We start from the raw sequence: 13,776 nt of genomic DNA, 5'->3' as shown, positions 1-13,776 counted from the left end.
AGATTCATACAGTCACGAACGGTCTGGAGTTCAACCATATAACCTTACGCTTCATTTTTGCTCGCCTAGCTCGCAAATCGGGGCTACGCACTCGGTCGAAAGCTTGAAGTCACTCTAACCGTGACGGTTTTCGTCCCTAATTTTCGTAGTCAGGCTTTGCAGAGAAATGCTTGCCTGACGAAGACGCTGGTAGATGATTTCAGTCCGTCTCCGTCCCGAACATTAACTGGCTAGGCGCTCTGCAAGCGCCTTATTGTCTCACTTGCGTAATGTCCCATGCCTTAGGTTATCTTCCCGTATCTACTCAGTCGATACGGGAAGCTTAAAACGATCAGCAACTCAAGCTGCGTGCGATGTCTGATTTCTACACATTTTTTCTCAGAGCCGACGTTCCGTCTTCCCCCCTTCCGTGCCTGTCTGTTTAGCGGACATGAAACAGACAAGCAGATTCCGCCCGCAACCCGGACATACAACCTCTCAAATTGCTTTCCGACTAGCGGACATGACCAGCCGACTCTCGTTGCCAGCTTAACCTGAAAGTGTCCTGGCTGCAGACGGGCGCGTCGTAATTTTTGCTGATAGATAACCATGAATCGTTTTTATGATTTCATGAAATCAAATCATTTTTGTTCACGGTGTTACCAGGCCATAATCTGACCACTGCTTTTAACGGCAAAAGTTATGACGACAGACCGTCTTCGGAGAGGCAAATTCGGTGATCGGGGCTCTTTTTTGAAGCCCGATTAGCCGACCTCTACTGCATGGCGGTAAAAGAGATGCAGGCCCATAATGATCACAGACTCTACTTTCGGCATTCATCGACTTCGCTTCGATGAGACCTATCATCCGTCTGACCGGACGCGCCTTACGACCAATTTCGCCAATCTGGCGAGGGGTGAGAGCAGGCAGGAAAACCTGCGCAACGTCCTGCGGATGATTGACAATCGCTTTAATGAGCTAGCGCATTGGGACAATGCCACGGGCGACCGTTATTCCGTCGAGCTTGAAATCGTTTCCGTTGAAATGGATCTTGGCTTTGCCGGCAAGAACAACAGCTTTCCGCTGATTGAAGTTCTGTACACAACGATTGTGGATAAACACGACAACAAACGCATAGAAGGTCTCGCAGGGAACAGTTTCTCGTCATATGTCCGGGACTATGATTTCAGCGTATTGCTGCCGAACTACAACAAAGACAAGACGGAATTCAGCGTTCCCCACAATTACGGGGATCTGCATGGCAATCTCTTCAAGAGCGTTGTGAATTCGCCCGCGTACAAGAAGAATTTCAAAAAGCTGCCGGTCATCTGCCTCAGTGTCTCAACCAACCGGACTTATCACCGTACGGAAAATCAGCATCCTGTTCTGGGCGTTGAATTTGAACAGCGCGAATTTTCTCTGACCGATCAATATTTCAAAAAAATGGGTATGCAGGTTCGTTATTTCATGCCCGTGTACAGTAAGGCGCCGCTGGCCTTCTATTTTTTCGGTGACCTGCTGTCTGACTATTCGACTCTTGAGCTGATCAGCACCATCAGTGTGATGGAGTCCTTCCAGAAGGTCTACCGTCCGGAAATCTACAACGCTAATGCAGCGGCAGCGGACTGTTATCAGCCAAGTCTGAAGCATCAGGATTATTCAAACACCCGCATTGTCTACGATCGGGAGGAGCGTACCCAGCTGGCGACCGCGCAGGGCAAGTATACGGAAGAAAATTTCATCGAACCGTATCACTATGCTCTTGAGCAGTGGTCCGCCAGCTACGCCGCCTGATCAATCGGAAATACAGGGTCATCTTTCATGAAAACACTGCTCCCCACATCAACGGCTGGTAGCCTGCCCAAGCCGTCATGGCTCGCCGAGCCCGAGAAGCTTTGGTCGCCCTGGAAATTGCAGGGCGAGGAACTTGTAGAAGGTAAACAGGATGCGTTGCGTCTGACTCTGGACGATCAGGACCGGGCCGGCATTGATATCGTCAGCGATGGCGAACAGACGCGTCAGCATTTCGTCACCACGTTTATCGAGCATCTCAGTGGTGTCGACTTCGAGAACCGTCAGACGGTCAAAATCCGCAACCGCTACGATGCCAGTGTTCCGTCAGTTGTAGGGGCTGTAACGCGCGAAAAGCCCGTCTTTGTCGAGGATGCGAAGTTTTTACGCACGCTGACGACGAAGCCCATCAAATGGGCGTTGCCTGGTCCCATGACCATGATCGACACACTTTATGACGGCCACTACAAAAGCCGCGAAAAGCTGGCGTGGGAATTCGCCAAACTCCTCAATCAGGAGGCGCGTGAGCTCGAAGCGGCTGGCGTCGACATCATCCAGTTTGACGAACCTGCCTTCAATGTTTTCTTCGATGAGGTGAACGACTGGGGCATCGCCACTTTGGAGCGGGCCATTGAAGGCCTTAAGTGTGAGACCGCCATCCATATCTGCTACGGCTATGGCATCAAAGCCAATATCGACTGGAAAAATGCTCTTGGGGAAGAGTGGCGGCAGTATGAAGAGATTTTCCCCAAGCTCCAGAAATCCAATATCGACCTGATTTCTCTGGAGTGTCAGAACTCTCGCGTGCCGATGGATCTGATCGAACTGATTCGTGGAAAAAAGGTGATGGTCGGCGCCATTGACGTGGCCACCAACACCGTTGAGACGCCTGAAAAAGTGGCTGATATTCTGCGAAAGGCGCTTCAGTTTGTCGACGCCGACAAGCTTTATCCCTGCACCAACTGCGGTATGGCGCCTTTGCCGCGTCACGTGGCACGAGGTAAACTCAATGCTCTAGGCGCGGGGGCGGAAATCGTTCGCAGAGAACTCTCAGCCTGAGAAGCTGCAGTGACTGGCCCCAAGAGAGGGAGAAACGCAGAGACAACCATGTCGATGCGCTCTCCGTCGAGCAAGCAGGAGGCGCTTCATGTCCTCCATGACGCCAGAATTTCCGGGGACATCAATAGTCTTGCAACATCGTCCGCGCTATACAACGCCAGCGAGAAGTGCCCACGATCCTTTATGACCCTGGTTGCGATCGGTCGGAGTTTCCCCTCGCGGGTCCATTGGATGCGTTCCCGACTGGAAATGCGCAGCGCGCTCTGAAGCCTGGCAGGCGTGAGGGGGCGTGTGCCGATGTCCTCCATCGCTGTAATCAGGCGTTCGACATCTCTTGCCATACCTGTCATGGGGCAGGAAGCACCGAGCACATGACCGAACCGGCGCAAACGCTTTCGACACTCTTCCCGTCGACAGCCGACGATTTTGTGAGTTTCCGAGAGGAAATCGACAAAACGGGATATCTGTTCCCCTTTCGACAGCACCGGGCGATCGAGCCTCTGAAGATAGAGTACGATGTCTGCGGCAATGGTCTGTTGCATGGTGTGCGTCAAAGCCTGAGCCGTATTTGGTCCGACTCAACGAAACCAGGGCACCATGCAACATGGGCATCCGAACGGACTTTCATCATCAGGATCGTTGTCCTCTGGATCGTCGCAGGCCAAGGATGGACCGATCCCATGACGAGCCTGCTCGTTCAGGGGCGGCATAATCGTCGAGGTTTCGGAAAACGTTTCCTCGTCCTGCGGCGTGCTATGAGGCGTCATCGTCCGTTCCATAATACAGCTTGCCAAGTTCGATCGCCGCGCGGCCCTGGCTGCGACGATGGGCGTTGGTATCCCGCAGCGAATAGGCGCAGCCGCAATATTCCTGCTGATAGAAACGTTCCTGCTTGCTGATCTCGATCATGCGCGCTGAACCTCCCCCCTTACGCCAGTTGAAGTCCCAGTAGGACAGCCCGTCATAGGGAGAAACGGCGCGTTGCCCGCACTCGTTGATCTGCGCCATGTTTTTCCATCTTGAGATGCCGAGCGAACTGGTCATGACCGGGAAATCGTGCTCGTGGGCGTAGAGGGCGGTCCGCTCGAAGCGCATGTCGAAGCACATGGTACAGCGCACGCCACGTTCCGGCTCCCACTCCATGCCTTTTGCTCGGGTAAACCAGTTGTCCTTGTCGTAATCGGCGTCGACAAATGGAATACCGTGTTTTTCGGCGAACCGGATGTTCTCGTCCTTGCGGAGGAGATACTCCCTCTCGGGGTGGATGTTCGGGTTGTAGAAGAAGATCGTGTAGTCGATGCCCGATGCCGTCATCGCCTCCATCACCTCACCCGAACATGGTGCGCAGCATGAATGGAGAAGCACCTTCTTCTGCCCGTCCGGGGGCGTCAGACTCTGTCTCGGCTTCTCGTTCATCACGTGCCTCTTCGTGTTCCGAATAGTCTATCGCATTATCCACCACGCAGCGGCCGGTCTCCCGCAGTCCGAGGATATGGGCGATTGCATAAGTCGGCTCCGCGCGGTTCAGCGTGGAGATATGAAAGTCGTTGATACCGTTGCCCTGCAAGGTCCGGATCTGTTCCACTGCCACGACACCAGCGACGAGGCGCCGGAGTTCCAGGTCTCCGTCGGTGCCTTCAAAAAGACGCGTGAGCCAGGCTGGCACCGTGACTCCGCAGAGCGCCGAGAAGCGCGCCACATGCTCGTAATTCGAGACCGGCATGATGCCCGGAATGATGGGCGCGGTGATACCAGCAGCCTGACACCGCTCAAGGAAGCGCAGACAGGTCGAAGCGTCAAAGAAATACTGCGTGACGACGCGTGTTGCCCCCGCATCGAGCTTGCGTTTGAGGTTGTCGAGATCGGCGTCAGGGCTCAGGGCCGCCGGATGCGTTTCCGGGTAGGCAGCGACGGAGATGTCAAAATCGGCGATGCGACGCAGCCCTGCGACGAGATCGCTGGCATAGGCGTAACCACCCGGATGTGGCGTGTAGCCGGCCGCGCCGACTGGTGGATCGCCGCGCAGGGCCACGATGTGCCTGACCCCTGCGTCCCAGTAGCTTCGGGCGATGGCGTCTACTTCCTCCCGTGTCGCACCGACACATGTCAGATGGGCAGCCGGTACGAGGTCGGTCTCACGGCTGAGGCGTAACACCGTCGCGTAAGTGCTGGCCTGAGTGCTTCCGCCCGCACCATAGGTCACGGACACGAAGCGCGGTGAGAGTGGCGCCAGGCGTGGGATGCACTGCCATAACCGCCGCTCCATAGGTTCTGTTCTTGGCGGGACGAATTCAAAGGAAAGCGCAGGTGGCGGCATGTCGCGGTTGCACGACAGCAGGTCATTGATCCGGTCTTCCGACACCAATCCGTTCAGTCTGTCTGTCATGTCAGTGGCAAGGACACGCAGTCTCCGGCTCTTTCCCTGCATGCCTCATGCTGGAAATCGAATTTGTATTCAGAGTCAGAGCACAGAGGCCACGATTATCGGTCGGGATCATGGAAAGTTATCCGAAAGAATCCTGTAAGCCATCGTGATAGAAGTTTATGGGAGTGAACTGAAATGATATGTTTTTATGATTACATGAATTTGGTGCATTCGAGAGGTAGGCCATGGGTGTTCTGGAGCGCAGTCATCTGACAATTATTCGGGAGGTCGCGCGAGAAGGCTCATTGACGGCCGCAGGGATGCGTCTGAACCTGACCCAGCCGGCGCTCAGTCACGCCATCCGCAAGATTGAACAGCAGCTTGGCGTCAAGATATGGCGGCGGGAGGGACGCTCCCTTGTGCTCAATCAGCCAGGCGAATGGCTGCTTTCTCTGGCGAACCGTCTGCTTCCACAATTTGAACTGGCGGAAAGCCGCCTTGAACAGTTCGCCAATGGTGGGCGTGGCACGCTCCGCATCGGCATGGAGTGTCATCCCTGCTATCAGTGGCTTCTGAAAGTGGTCTCCCCCTATCTGGAGCGATGGCCCAAAGTTGACGTGGATGTGCGACAGAAGTTCCAGTTTGGCGGTATTGGCGCGTTGTTCAGCAATGAGATTGACATCGTGGTCACCCCTGATCCGCTTTACAAACCCGGCCTGAAATTCACACCGGTCTTCGATTATGAACTCGTTCTGGCCGTTGGCCCTGAACATCCTCTGCGGAATGAGAAGTTCGTCTTGCCTGAACAGCTTGCTGGCGAAACATTGATCACCTATCCCGTTCCGTCCGAGCGGCTGGATATCTATACGCAGTTTCTGCAGCCTGCTGGTATTGGCCCGCGACAACAGAAACAGATTGAAACCACGGATATCATGCTGGTGATGGTGGCGCACGGAAGGGGCGTTGCAGCACTTCCACGCTGGCTTGTGGAAGAATATGCCTCGCGCTTTGACCTTTACCCGGTGAAGCTTGGCAAGAATGGCATTGCAAAGCAGATATTTCTTGGCTGCCGCGAAACCGATGAAGAGATCCGATATCTGCAGGACTTTATCGAATTCGCTGCTTCACCAAGTTTGGCGGCTTAAGTATATGGTCGGACAATCGCAATTTTTATCTCTTTATTTTTTAAATTCACTATGTCCGGTTTCTCTCTTTTGCGTCCGACACCGGACATTCCGCTTCCCCCCCCCCTAGTCGCCATGCAACGCCCCGTCATCCAGCGGCTGTTCCCGTGCCTAAAATCCGATCCCCACGTCCCGTTTCCGACCAAACGACCAGTCCACGCCGCCATCGTCGCGTCCGACGCCCGAGACATGCTGCCCGCGCTGTTTCTCCAGCGATGGCGTCCAGGGCACGAGCTGGAACTGGAGCCCGTCATCGATCATGGCCATCCTCCCCGCTGCCAGCGCGAAACGCTGACGATAGGTTCCGGTGACATACTCGCCCGCAACCGGCGGGCTGTGGTTCATGCCCGTCTCGCGCTCCAGCCTTCGGGCGAGATCGTCCCGTTCCCTCTGCTGCAATGTCGCCAGCATCCCGCGCGGATAGAGCGTCCTGTCTCCGTCCTGCTGGGCGATACCCTGTTCGACCAGATGCGCCCGACGACGGACCAGCGCGTCCTTAACCTGGACGCCAAAACCGGCATCGCCAAGCGCGATCGGATCGCGCGCAATAAGCTGACGATCCAACCACGTCGGGCCCCGCGCCGTCACCTGCTCTTCGATCGCCAGATCCGACCGTACGGCAAGTGCTACGCGTTGCAGGTCATCGGCGCTCCTGAACGCCCGCAGTTCGACGATAGCGCCCGCATGCGCATCCGAAGCCGCGTCGAGCGTGGGCAGGCGGATGTGGCGCGTGTGCCCGTCCACGCCGTCGACAATCGCCCAAGCGCTGCCCCTCAGCTCGTCATCAAGACCGCGATCGACCAGCCGGCCAATAACCGGCCCGCTCGCCTGCTCCCCCGCCACGACCCAGGACGATGTCGCCCGGTCGATGCCTTTCTCTTTGAGGGCGCGATGGATCCGTTTGATGATGTCGCCCCGCTCACCCATTTCACGCAGCGTCGGTTCGGCCGTCTCGTCAACCTGCCATTGCCCGCCTCCGAGATCATGAGCGAGGCCCATGCGTTCCAGATAGCGGAGCCGACCCGTCTTCATCACTGCAAACATATCCGGCTGGCGGCCCGCTTCGGGAGCAGCTGTCACGAACCCCTGGGCATCGGTATCCTGCTGCAACTGCCGGTCCAGCTGCGTCCAGCGTTCGGCTTCGACCTGACGCTCCACCGATCGTCTGATTTCGTTCTCCGTTCTGGGGCCAAGCTCCAGCGTCACGAGGTTCTGGGCGCGGGCACGCAAGCCTTCGCGAATATAGTCGCGGGACAGGACCAGATCCTCTCCCTCCTGGTCCTTGCCGCGCACAATGACATGGAGGTGCGGATTGTCGGTATTCCAGTGCGACACGGCCACCCAATCCAGCTTTGTGCCGAGATCCTGTTCGGCCTGACTCATGAGTTCGCGCGTGAACGCCGTGAGGTCCGCCATATCGGTGGCGTCTTCAGGGCCGATGATGAAGCGGAAATGATGCCGGTCATCTTCACAGCGGGCAGCGAATTCCGAGGCCGGAATATCGTCACGGTCCGCACCGAACAGGCGCGCCGTGTCGCCCTCCTTCGTCACGCCTTCGCGTCGGAGATAGGCAAGATGCGCGCGCAGCGGCGATTTCCCGTTATGCCGCACGACACGGGCCTTGACCACGACATGGCGCGTACGCCGCGAGAGGATGCGGTTTGCGCGCAAGGCAGCCCCCCTCCCACGCCCGAAGGTCAAGGGACGATTGCCACCATTGCCCCGGCCAGGACGGCCCATGCCGCCGGCGCGATTGGTCGCGGCCAGCACGCTGCCAATGAAAGATTTCGCGTGCCCCGGCGCACGGGGAGCACGGATACGGCCGGGACGGACCCGAAAATCCTCATCCCGCGTCATGATAGCCCTGACCTTGTGCGATCACATTGAAAACAAAGGAAACACAAGGTCTGCCACCTTGGGACAGTAAAATGACCTTGTGAAAACCCCTGAAAAACTGCCCTCCCCGACCGAGCCACACCTTGTGGCTTTTATCTTGCTTCACCTTCAAACCACCCCCTCCCGGCCAAAAACGCCCGATTTCCGCCAATCGCCGGGAATGTTCTCCGCGCCCTGAAAGACACCTTCTCATTGCATTTCACCTCTGGAGCGAGTGACGAAGAGGGCATTGTTCGCTGGTGTCCCTATGCTTCGGAAATGCTGTGCATTGACGTCCGGCGACAAGGAAACAGCCGTCACAAACATGGCGGCCGAACGCCAGTCTGGCGCCGCCGAGGTGCCGTCGATCTGCCGCGAAACTGCAGCCGATCCGCCGCCATTCAGCAATCGGGCGACAGCAGCGACATAGGACACTGTCTCGGCGGGCAATGGCCGACCGGTCGCCAGATGTTCGTCGTAACGGGCAGGACCGGCATTATAGGCGGCGAGAAAACCCGCATCGCCATAGCGGTCGTGCAGCCATCGCAGATAGGCTGCGCCAGCCGCGATATTGTCACGGGGATCGAAGGGATTGGCACCCAGATTCAGCGCGCGCCGAACATCCCGCCAGGTACCCGGCATGAGCTGCATCAGACCCATCGCACCGGCGCAGGACACTGCGTGCGGATCGCCGGCGCTTTCAGCATGGAGGACCGCCCGCACCCACGTCGCCGGGATCGCGTTTTGCTCCGCCGCCTTCCGCACGAGATCGTCCCAATCCTGGGCGTGGACCGGGACGGGCGAAAGCGACAGCACGAGCACAGCCAGAACGCCAGCGGGCATGAAAAATCGGCGCCTCATTCACGGCCTCCCGGACGTTTCGCGGGCCGGCTCCACACCAGCTGCCATTCGCGTCCGCCGCGCCCGGCCTGGAACAGCGTCGCGCGGATCGGCTGCGTGAAGGCGGGATCGTCCAGGACCACGGAAACATATTCCCCAGCACGTTCGCCGGTGCGTTTCCATCCCGCGCCTAGTTCTGGTCCGGACTCTCCATCACCGAGATGGATGCGATAATTCGGCGCATGCTCCGCGCCATTGTTTTCCGCGAGTACGAAGGTCAGTTCGGCATCCAGCGACAGGGTACGCACACGCCCGGCAAAACCATCCGACGTGCGGGTGAAAAATCCGATCTGGCTCATGGGAAAAATCCTTTCGGAAATGGTAGAGATGATGGAAAATCCGCGTGCCTTACGATTGTCATTCGATCGGCGGTTCGCTCTGTTTCATGGGCATCATGGGTGGCGCCAGGAGCGGTCGCTCCCGGATCGGAGCGCCGGGTTCCGGAAGGGAATCGAAATGCCGCGGTGGTCGCTCCGCGTCACCGGTCCGGACATGCACGGGCACGGCGCGGCCGATCACTGTTTCCATCGGCAGGACGCCGAAATACCGCCCGTCCAGGCTGGTCGCCACGGCGGCGTTCATGACAAAAACCTGCCCTGGCCCGAGACGTTGGCAGCCCTGCCACACCGGTAGCTTGCGACCCCGATGATCCACGGTCTTCGCATCACCGACGGCCTTTCCGTCGACGGTGACATGCGGGCCATTCCGGCAGACACTCTGCCCGGCCAGTGCCGTCACAGGCTTGAGCAGCGGCACGCCGAACGGCAGGTAGCCGCGCATCGCCAGCAGCATCGCTTCGCGCTTCGGTAGGCGGAGGGCGACGGTGTCACCGACACGGATCGGCACGGTTGGCTGGATGCGATACAAGCCCACCGGAACGCTGGCCGTCTCGTTCCAGACCCAGCGTGGGGTCGGATGGATGTTGACCGTCGCCAGCGTGCCGAGCGCCGCGAGATAGGTCGCGAAGAACCAGCCGCGCCGGGTCATGACACACCTCCCGCTGTCCCTCGCCCGAGCACCGCATCCAGCGCCATTTCGACGCGCAGGATAACGTGCCATATGGCTTCAGGGATGTCCGGGACGACGACGGTGACGAAGCCGCTGCGTGTGCTGGGCCTGCACCGAAGCGGCGCATAGGGCATGGCAATGCCCGCGGGAAAGAGGATGCGCGTCATGCCGCCTTCCCCAATGCCTTTTCCACGGCTCCATGCCGGACAACATCACACGCCTGTCGCAGTATTGTCGTAGTCCGACGCAGAATAGCGTAGGCATCCATAATATAGAGTCGCGCGTGCATGCGCGTGCGCGGCGTACAGGTACTAAGAGTATATATATTAGTTATATAAGTTACGGACGCGATTTTGTGTTTTGAACCAGTGTCTTGCGCGCTGATTTTGAACTCGACCAACGGTATTTCCGTCACTGGACCAACGGTATCATGCGTACCTGAAGCAACGGTATGACTCCCACGGTTATCCACCGAGCCGGTGGATGATACCGTTGGTGTAATCCGCAGCACTGGCGGTTTTCCGCCGGAAATGATGCGAAGCGTGTAGCCGGGAACACTCTGCCGACGGGTAATCGCGGCGATCCCGGCGGCGAAGCGACGCCGGGGAGACAGACTGCCGGAACGGACATGAAGATCGGCCAGCCGGAAGGTCCAGCCCTCTTTCTGCCGACCGGCATGGCGGCGCGCGAGGCGGTAGAGCCAGCGTTCCAGGCCGCCATCGAGCCGGAAATAGGCGGGATCGACGCTCAGGATACGCGTACGGTCGCACACCCCTTCCATGAACCAGGCGGGAAGCGTCAGCGCGACACCGTCCTCATGGGATATCCGCAGATCACTGACCCAGGTGAAGGCGCGCTCCCGCCAGTCCGGACCATGGCGCAGGCTGGTCGCGACGCGCGCCCCCGACAGCCGCATCAGCGCACCGTGGAACCTGCGATACTGGTGTGCGCCGTCGGCCCAGCCGAGATCGGCGAACAGGCGCCAGGGTGTGAAGCGCACATGGCGCGAGACCCAGAGACCGTGATTGAGGGCATCGACGATCTGGCCACCCAGCCAGAGCAGGATGTCGGCATCCCGGATCGTCGCCATGCCGCACGTGCCCGACGTGACGGAAATATCCACCTGCCGGGTGCGATAGTGCAGCGGTTCGCTGTGCGATCGCCGCCCGAGCGCGAAAAACGGCAGCCCCATGAGGTCGCGCAGATCGCGGGGGCGGGCGGGACCGGAGATCACGAAACGCCGGTCGGGTTCGCGCCAGTGGCCGGGCGCGGGCGTTGTCGCCCCGTGGGGGTTCGACTGGCCGTTCATGCGCGTTTCCTCCACGCCCGGCTTGCCGCCAGCGCGGCCTCGTAGCGGTCCTCCGAGGTTGACAGGCACGCGGCCCGGTCTACCCAGGCCTGGAGGTCATCGGTCGCATAGAGCACGCGCCCGCCGATCTTGCGGAAGACGGGACCGCTGCCACGGCAGCGGAACGTCTCCAGCGTGCGCGGCGACAGCCCGACCAGGCGGGCGGCCTCGGGGGTCATCACCAGCTTCTTTTCCGGGCGTCCGGTGTGTGTATGGACCGTCTGCATGTGCGTCTCCTGTCGTAGCCTGACGATGCGGGACGCATCGCGGCGGGGCGGAGCGAAGACTGGCGTAGGCGATACAACAGGAGGCAGAACGAAAAACGGCCCCGAAACGGGGTCGGAAATCGTACATGCGGCGGGGCGCCAGAAAGATCTATGCTTCCGGCACGGTGATTTTTCCGGAGAGACCATGCCGCACCAGGTCGAGATACCCGCCCGCCACCATCGCCACCCCTTCCAGGTCGAGACGGTAGAGCGACTGGCGGATTTCGCTGACCGACCATTCGAGCGCCGACATGGTACGGGCGCGCCGGTCGAACAGCACCGCGCCCATCTCGCGGTGCGACACGCCCTGCGCCCGTGCCCGCACCACCCGCAGCATCAGGACCAGGCGATTCTGCCGAAGTGCGTTCGGGCGCGCGAGGTGATGCCGGAGCGAGAAGCGCCCCCGCGCCGGGATGTCGAGAAAGCGCAGCAGCGCACCCAGATGCTTTTCCAGTCCGACATGCGGCAGCAGATAGGCGTCATGACGCCCGGACGGATCCGAACGCAGCCACACCTGCTGGGTGCCATACCCGTCTTCGACGATAGCATGCTCGCCGTCGGACAGGCTTCGGGAGGCGATCTGCCGTCCGGCGACCATGACGGCGATATCCTCCGTGCCATGGAGGGCGGCGTAGTCGTCGGGCATGGCGCCGATCGTGATGGCGCTGTCGAGCATTTCGGGCCGCCAGAACGCCGGTTCCTGCCACCAGCTATGGGCAGGATCGAACGGGAAAGCTCAACCCCCATGGCCAGGCGAAGCCGGCCAGTTCCGCCTCTCGGGAGGCGCCCGCGGACGGCAGCACACGCATCAGTTGCTGACGGCTGGACGCATAAATCGGGTTGCAGCGCAGGAACTCCTGCGCGAGCACCGCGCTCTCGGCGCGCCGCAGGACGGCCGCCGCATCATCATCCCGCCAGTCCCATGCGCCGTCGATCATCTGACACGTCTCCCCTCATGCTCCGGGAATGCCCCGGATGGAACGGGACGGCATAGGTGCCGGAATCGCCTCACGAAGCGCGGGAGCAGGCCCACCGGGCGCGGTCCCGCGACAAAAGCAGGCAGCTTGAGCAACAGATATCAGAAGCGGCTGGCATCTGCCGGCGGCAGTGCGGTGATAACAGCGACCTCACCCGGGACCAGTCGCGACGCCACGATCGCGGGAACGTGACGGGACGATATGGCAGCCATCCGGTCCGCGTAATCTGCCGGAGCAGAATGCCCTTCCCGGCTGCGCCGGGAAGGGCCAGTGTGGGGTGGTCAGTCCCCGTTACGCGGGCGCTGGCGGCTCCAGACCAGATTGTAGGCGCCACCTTCCTCTTCGAAGAGGCTGGCGAAGATCGGACCGGGAAGCGTCGGATCGTCCAGCTTCACGCTGAGATATTCGCGCCAGTCCGTGGTGTGCTTGATCCAGGCCGCACCGGCTTCGAGTTTGCCGATCTGGACCCGGAAGTTGGGAACATTATCGCTGGCCCGGTTGGCTTCGGGCACGAAGCGGATACCCCGGATTTTCTGTGTCAGGGTGACGATCTCGCCCTCGTACCCCTCGCCGACCTTCTTGAATGAACCGATGATCATTGTCCTGTCTCCTGGCTTGTATCGGGCCGCGACCACCGTGGCCTCGATGGCCATCGTCAGCCCGGAGACGACCGGCGGCGCACCTGCTTGCAGGCCGGAGCAACGCGGAGGACGGCAGGACCGCAGCTTTGTTGATGCGCGAGGAATGGGCGAAGCCCAGGGGAAGAAAGTTGCGGGCCGCCGTTGCGCCATAGCCGGACGAGGCAAAGCCGGTCCTCGGGCAGATCGGCCATATCGAGAGGCCATGGTGTGCGACGCCGTCAGCGTTGTGGGAGACAGGTCAGTCCGTCGTGTTCCATGACTGGGGCGCAGGGTGTCGGGGAATATCCGTTTCCAGACAGAACAGGTCAAACCGTATCCGTCGCCAGGATAACCCGCTGGCTGGTATCATGTTCCCTGCTCTTCCCGATCGACAGGCAGGACGT

General features: G+C 59.7%; 16 protein-coding genes. 3 read left to right on the top strand and 13 right to left on the bottom strand.

Annotated elements, in window-relative coordinates:
• The first annotated feature begins 789 nt into the window (after positions 1-789).
• The gene (locus tag HUK82_RS04865; protein WP_176612874.1) at positions 790-1,773 is read left to right on the top strand and encodes a DUF1852 domain-containing protein; all 984 of its coding nucleotides are present in this window, start codon (positions 790-792) and stop codon (positions 1,771-1,773) included.
• Positions 1,774-1,800: 27 nt separating this feature from the next.
• On the top strand, positions 1,801-2,829 hold the full coding sequence (locus tag HUK82_RS04860) for a methionine synthase (protein ID WP_176612873.1): 1,029 nt from the start codon (positions 1,801-1,803) through the stop codon (positions 2,827-2,829).
• 86 nt (positions 2,830-2,915) lie between these two features.
• Here the strand turns inward: HUK82_RS04860 and HUK82_RS04855 are convergent, their stop codons facing one another.
• From HUK82_RS04855 to metF, 3 genes are all read right to left on the bottom strand, one after another.
• A complete protein-coding gene (locus HUK82_RS04855; protein WP_176612872.1) occupies positions 2,916-3,371 on the bottom strand; it encodes a hypothetical protein in 456 nt (151 codons plus the stop codon).
• Between the two features lie 211 nt (positions 3,372-3,582).
• A complete protein-coding gene (locus tag HUK82_RS04850; protein ID WP_246495836.1) occupies positions 3,583-4,152 on the bottom strand; it encodes an epoxyqueuosine reductase QueH in 570 nt (189 codons plus the stop codon).
• A gap of 4 nt (positions 4,153-4,156) precedes the next feature.
• Positions 4,157-5,146 (bottom strand): methylenetetrahydrofolate reductase [NAD(P)H], encoded by a 990-nt coding sequence (gene metF / locus HUK82_RS04845; protein WP_246495866.1) that lies wholly within the window; start codon positions 5,144-5,146, stop codon positions 4,157-4,159.
• Positions 5,147-5,439: 293 nt separating this feature from the next.
• Here metF and HUK82_RS04840 point away from each other — a divergent pair, with 293 nt between their 5' ends.
• A complete protein-coding gene (locus tag HUK82_RS04840; protein ID WP_176612869.1) occupies positions 5,440-6,339 on the top strand; it encodes a LysR family transcriptional regulator in 900 nt (299 codons plus the stop codon).
• Between the two features lie 150 nt (positions 6,340-6,489).
• Here HUK82_RS04840 and HUK82_RS04835 read toward each other — a convergent pair whose 3' ends face one another.
• From HUK82_RS04835 to HUK82_RS04790, 10 genes are all read right to left on the bottom strand, one after another.
• Entirely contained in the window at positions 6,490-8,235 is a 1,746-nt protein-coding gene (locus HUK82_RS04835) for a relaxase/mobilization nuclease domain-containing protein (RefSeq protein WP_176612868.1), read from the bottom strand.
• Positions 8,236-8,463: 228 nt separating this feature from the next.
• The gene (locus HUK82_RS04830) at positions 8,464-9,114 is read right to left on the bottom strand and encodes a lytic transglycosylase domain-containing protein (protein WP_176612867.1); all 651 of its coding nucleotides are present in this window, start codon (positions 9,112-9,114) and stop codon (positions 8,464-8,466) included.
• Complete coding sequence (locus HUK82_RS04825; protein WP_176612866.1) at positions 9,111-9,452, bottom strand: DUF736 domain-containing protein; 342 nt, start codon at positions 9,450-9,452, stop codon at positions 9,111-9,113. Before HUK82_RS04825 ends, HUK82_RS04830 begins: the two co-directional genes overlap by 4 nt.
• 58 nt (positions 9,453-9,510) lie before the next feature.
• A complete protein-coding gene (locus HUK82_RS04820; RefSeq protein ID WP_176612865.1) occupies positions 9,511-10,140 on the bottom strand; it encodes a S26 family signal peptidase in 630 nt (209 codons plus the stop codon).
• A complete protein-coding gene (locus HUK82_RS04815; RefSeq protein WP_176612864.1) occupies positions 10,137-10,328 on the bottom strand; it encodes a hypothetical protein in 192 nt (63 codons plus the stop codon). The genes HUK82_RS04820 and HUK82_RS04815 overlap by 4 nt, the downstream gene beginning before the upstream one ends.
• Positions 10,325-11,470 (bottom strand): replication initiator protein A, encoded by a 1,146-nt coding sequence (locus HUK82_RS04810; RefSeq protein WP_176612863.1) that lies wholly within the window; start codon positions 11,468-11,470, stop codon positions 10,325-10,327. Before HUK82_RS04810 ends, HUK82_RS04815 begins: the two co-directional genes overlap by 4 nt.
• Positions 11,467-11,736 (bottom strand): helix-turn-helix transcriptional regulator, encoded by a 270-nt coding sequence (locus HUK82_RS04805; RefSeq protein ID WP_176612862.1) that lies wholly within the window; start codon positions 11,734-11,736, stop codon positions 11,467-11,469. Before HUK82_RS04805 ends, HUK82_RS04810 begins: the two co-directional genes overlap by 4 nt.
• Before the next feature lie 148 nt (positions 11,737-11,884).
• Positions 11,885-12,451 carry a DNA -binding domain-containing protein gene (locus tag HUK82_RS04800; protein ID WP_176612861.1) on the bottom strand — a complete coding sequence of 189 codons (567 nt, stop codon included), beginning with the start codon at positions 12,449-12,451 and terminating at the stop codon, positions 11,885-11,887.
• Positions 12,452-12,485: 34 nt separating this feature from the next.
• Positions 12,486-12,713 carry a transcriptional regulator domain-containing protein gene (locus HUK82_RS04795; RefSeq protein WP_176612860.1) on the bottom strand — a complete coding sequence of 76 codons (228 nt, stop codon included), beginning with the start codon at positions 12,711-12,713 and terminating at the stop codon, positions 12,486-12,488.
• Positions 12,714-13,033: 320 nt separating this feature from the next.
• Positions 13,034-13,351, bottom strand: coding sequence for a DUF736 domain-containing protein (locus HUK82_RS04790; RefSeq protein ID WP_025861645.1), 318 nt, complete (start codon positions 13,349-13,351; stop codon positions 13,034-13,036).
• Positions 13,352-13,776: the final 425 nt, after the last annotated feature.

Origin of the sequence: Ameyamaea chiangmaiensis (assembly GCF_013376175.1) — a bacterium.
Classification (GTDB): domain Bacteria; phylum Pseudomonadota; class Alphaproteobacteria; order Acetobacterales; family Acetobacteraceae; genus Ameyamaea; species Ameyamaea chiangmaiensis.
Note: the sequence above shows the minus strand (reverse complement) of the source record. Positions and strands in the feature narration are given on the sequence as shown.

Excerpts from the sequence above, each read along its gene's own strand:
- HUK82_RS04865 (WP_176612874.1), top strand. The coding sequence starts at position 790 with ATGATCACAGACTCTACTTTCGGCATTCATCGACTTCGCTTCGATGAG.
- HUK82_RS04860 (WP_176612873.1), top strand. The coding sequence starts at position 1,801 with ATGAAAACACTGCTCCCCACATCAACGGCTGGTAGCCTGCCCAAGCCG.
- HUK82_RS04855 (WP_176612872.1), bottom strand. The coding sequence starts at position 3,371 with ATGCAACAGACCATTGCCGCAGACATCGTACTCTATCTTCAGAGGCTC.
- HUK82_RS04850 (WP_246495836.1), bottom strand. The coding sequence starts at position 4,152 with ATGGAGGCGATGACGGCATCGGGCATCGACTACACGATCTTCTTCTAC.
- metF (WP_246495866.1), bottom strand. The coding sequence starts at position 5,146 with ATGCCGCCACCTGCGCTTTCCTTTGAATTCGTCCCGCCAAGAACAGAA.
- HUK82_RS04840 (WP_176612869.1), top strand. The coding sequence starts at position 5,440 with ATGGGTGTTCTGGAGCGCAGTCATCTGACAATTATTCGGGAGGTCGCG.
- HUK82_RS04835 (WP_176612868.1), bottom strand. The coding sequence starts at position 8,235 with ATGACGCGGGATGAGGATTTTCGGGTCCGTCCCGGCCGTATCCGTGCT.
- HUK82_RS04830 (WP_176612867.1), bottom strand. The coding sequence starts at position 9,114 with ATGAGGCGCCGATTTTTCATGCCCGCTGGCGTTCTGGCTGTGCTCGTG.
- HUK82_RS04825 (WP_176612866.1), bottom strand. The coding sequence starts at position 9,452 with ATGAGCCAGATCGGATTTTTCACCCGCACGTCGGATGGTTTTGCCGGG.
- HUK82_RS04820 (WP_176612865.1), bottom strand. The coding sequence starts at position 10,140 with ATGACCCGGCGCGGCTGGTTCTTCGCGACCTATCTCGCGGCGCTCGGC.
- HUK82_RS04815 (WP_176612864.1), bottom strand. The coding sequence starts at position 10,328 with ATGACGCGCATCCTCTTTCCCGCGGGCATTGCCATGCCCTATGCGCCG.
- HUK82_RS04810 (WP_176612863.1), bottom strand. The coding sequence starts at position 11,470 with ATGAACGGCCAGTCGAACCCCCACGGGGCGACAACGCCCGCGCCCGGC.
- HUK82_RS04805 (WP_176612862.1), bottom strand. The coding sequence starts at position 11,736 with ATGCAGACGGTCCATACACACACCGGACGCCCGGAAAAGAAGCTGGTG.
- HUK82_RS04800 (WP_176612861.1), bottom strand. The coding sequence starts at position 12,451 with ATGCTCGACAGCGCCATCACGATCGGCGCCATGCCCGACGACTACGCC.
- HUK82_RS04795 (WP_176612860.1), bottom strand. The coding sequence starts at position 12,713 with ATGATCGACGGCGCATGGGACTGGCGGGATGATGATGCGGCGGCCGTC.
- HUK82_RS04790 (WP_025861645.1), bottom strand. The coding sequence starts at position 13,351 with ATGATCATCGGTTCATTCAAGAAGGTCGGCGAGGGGTACGAGGGCGAG.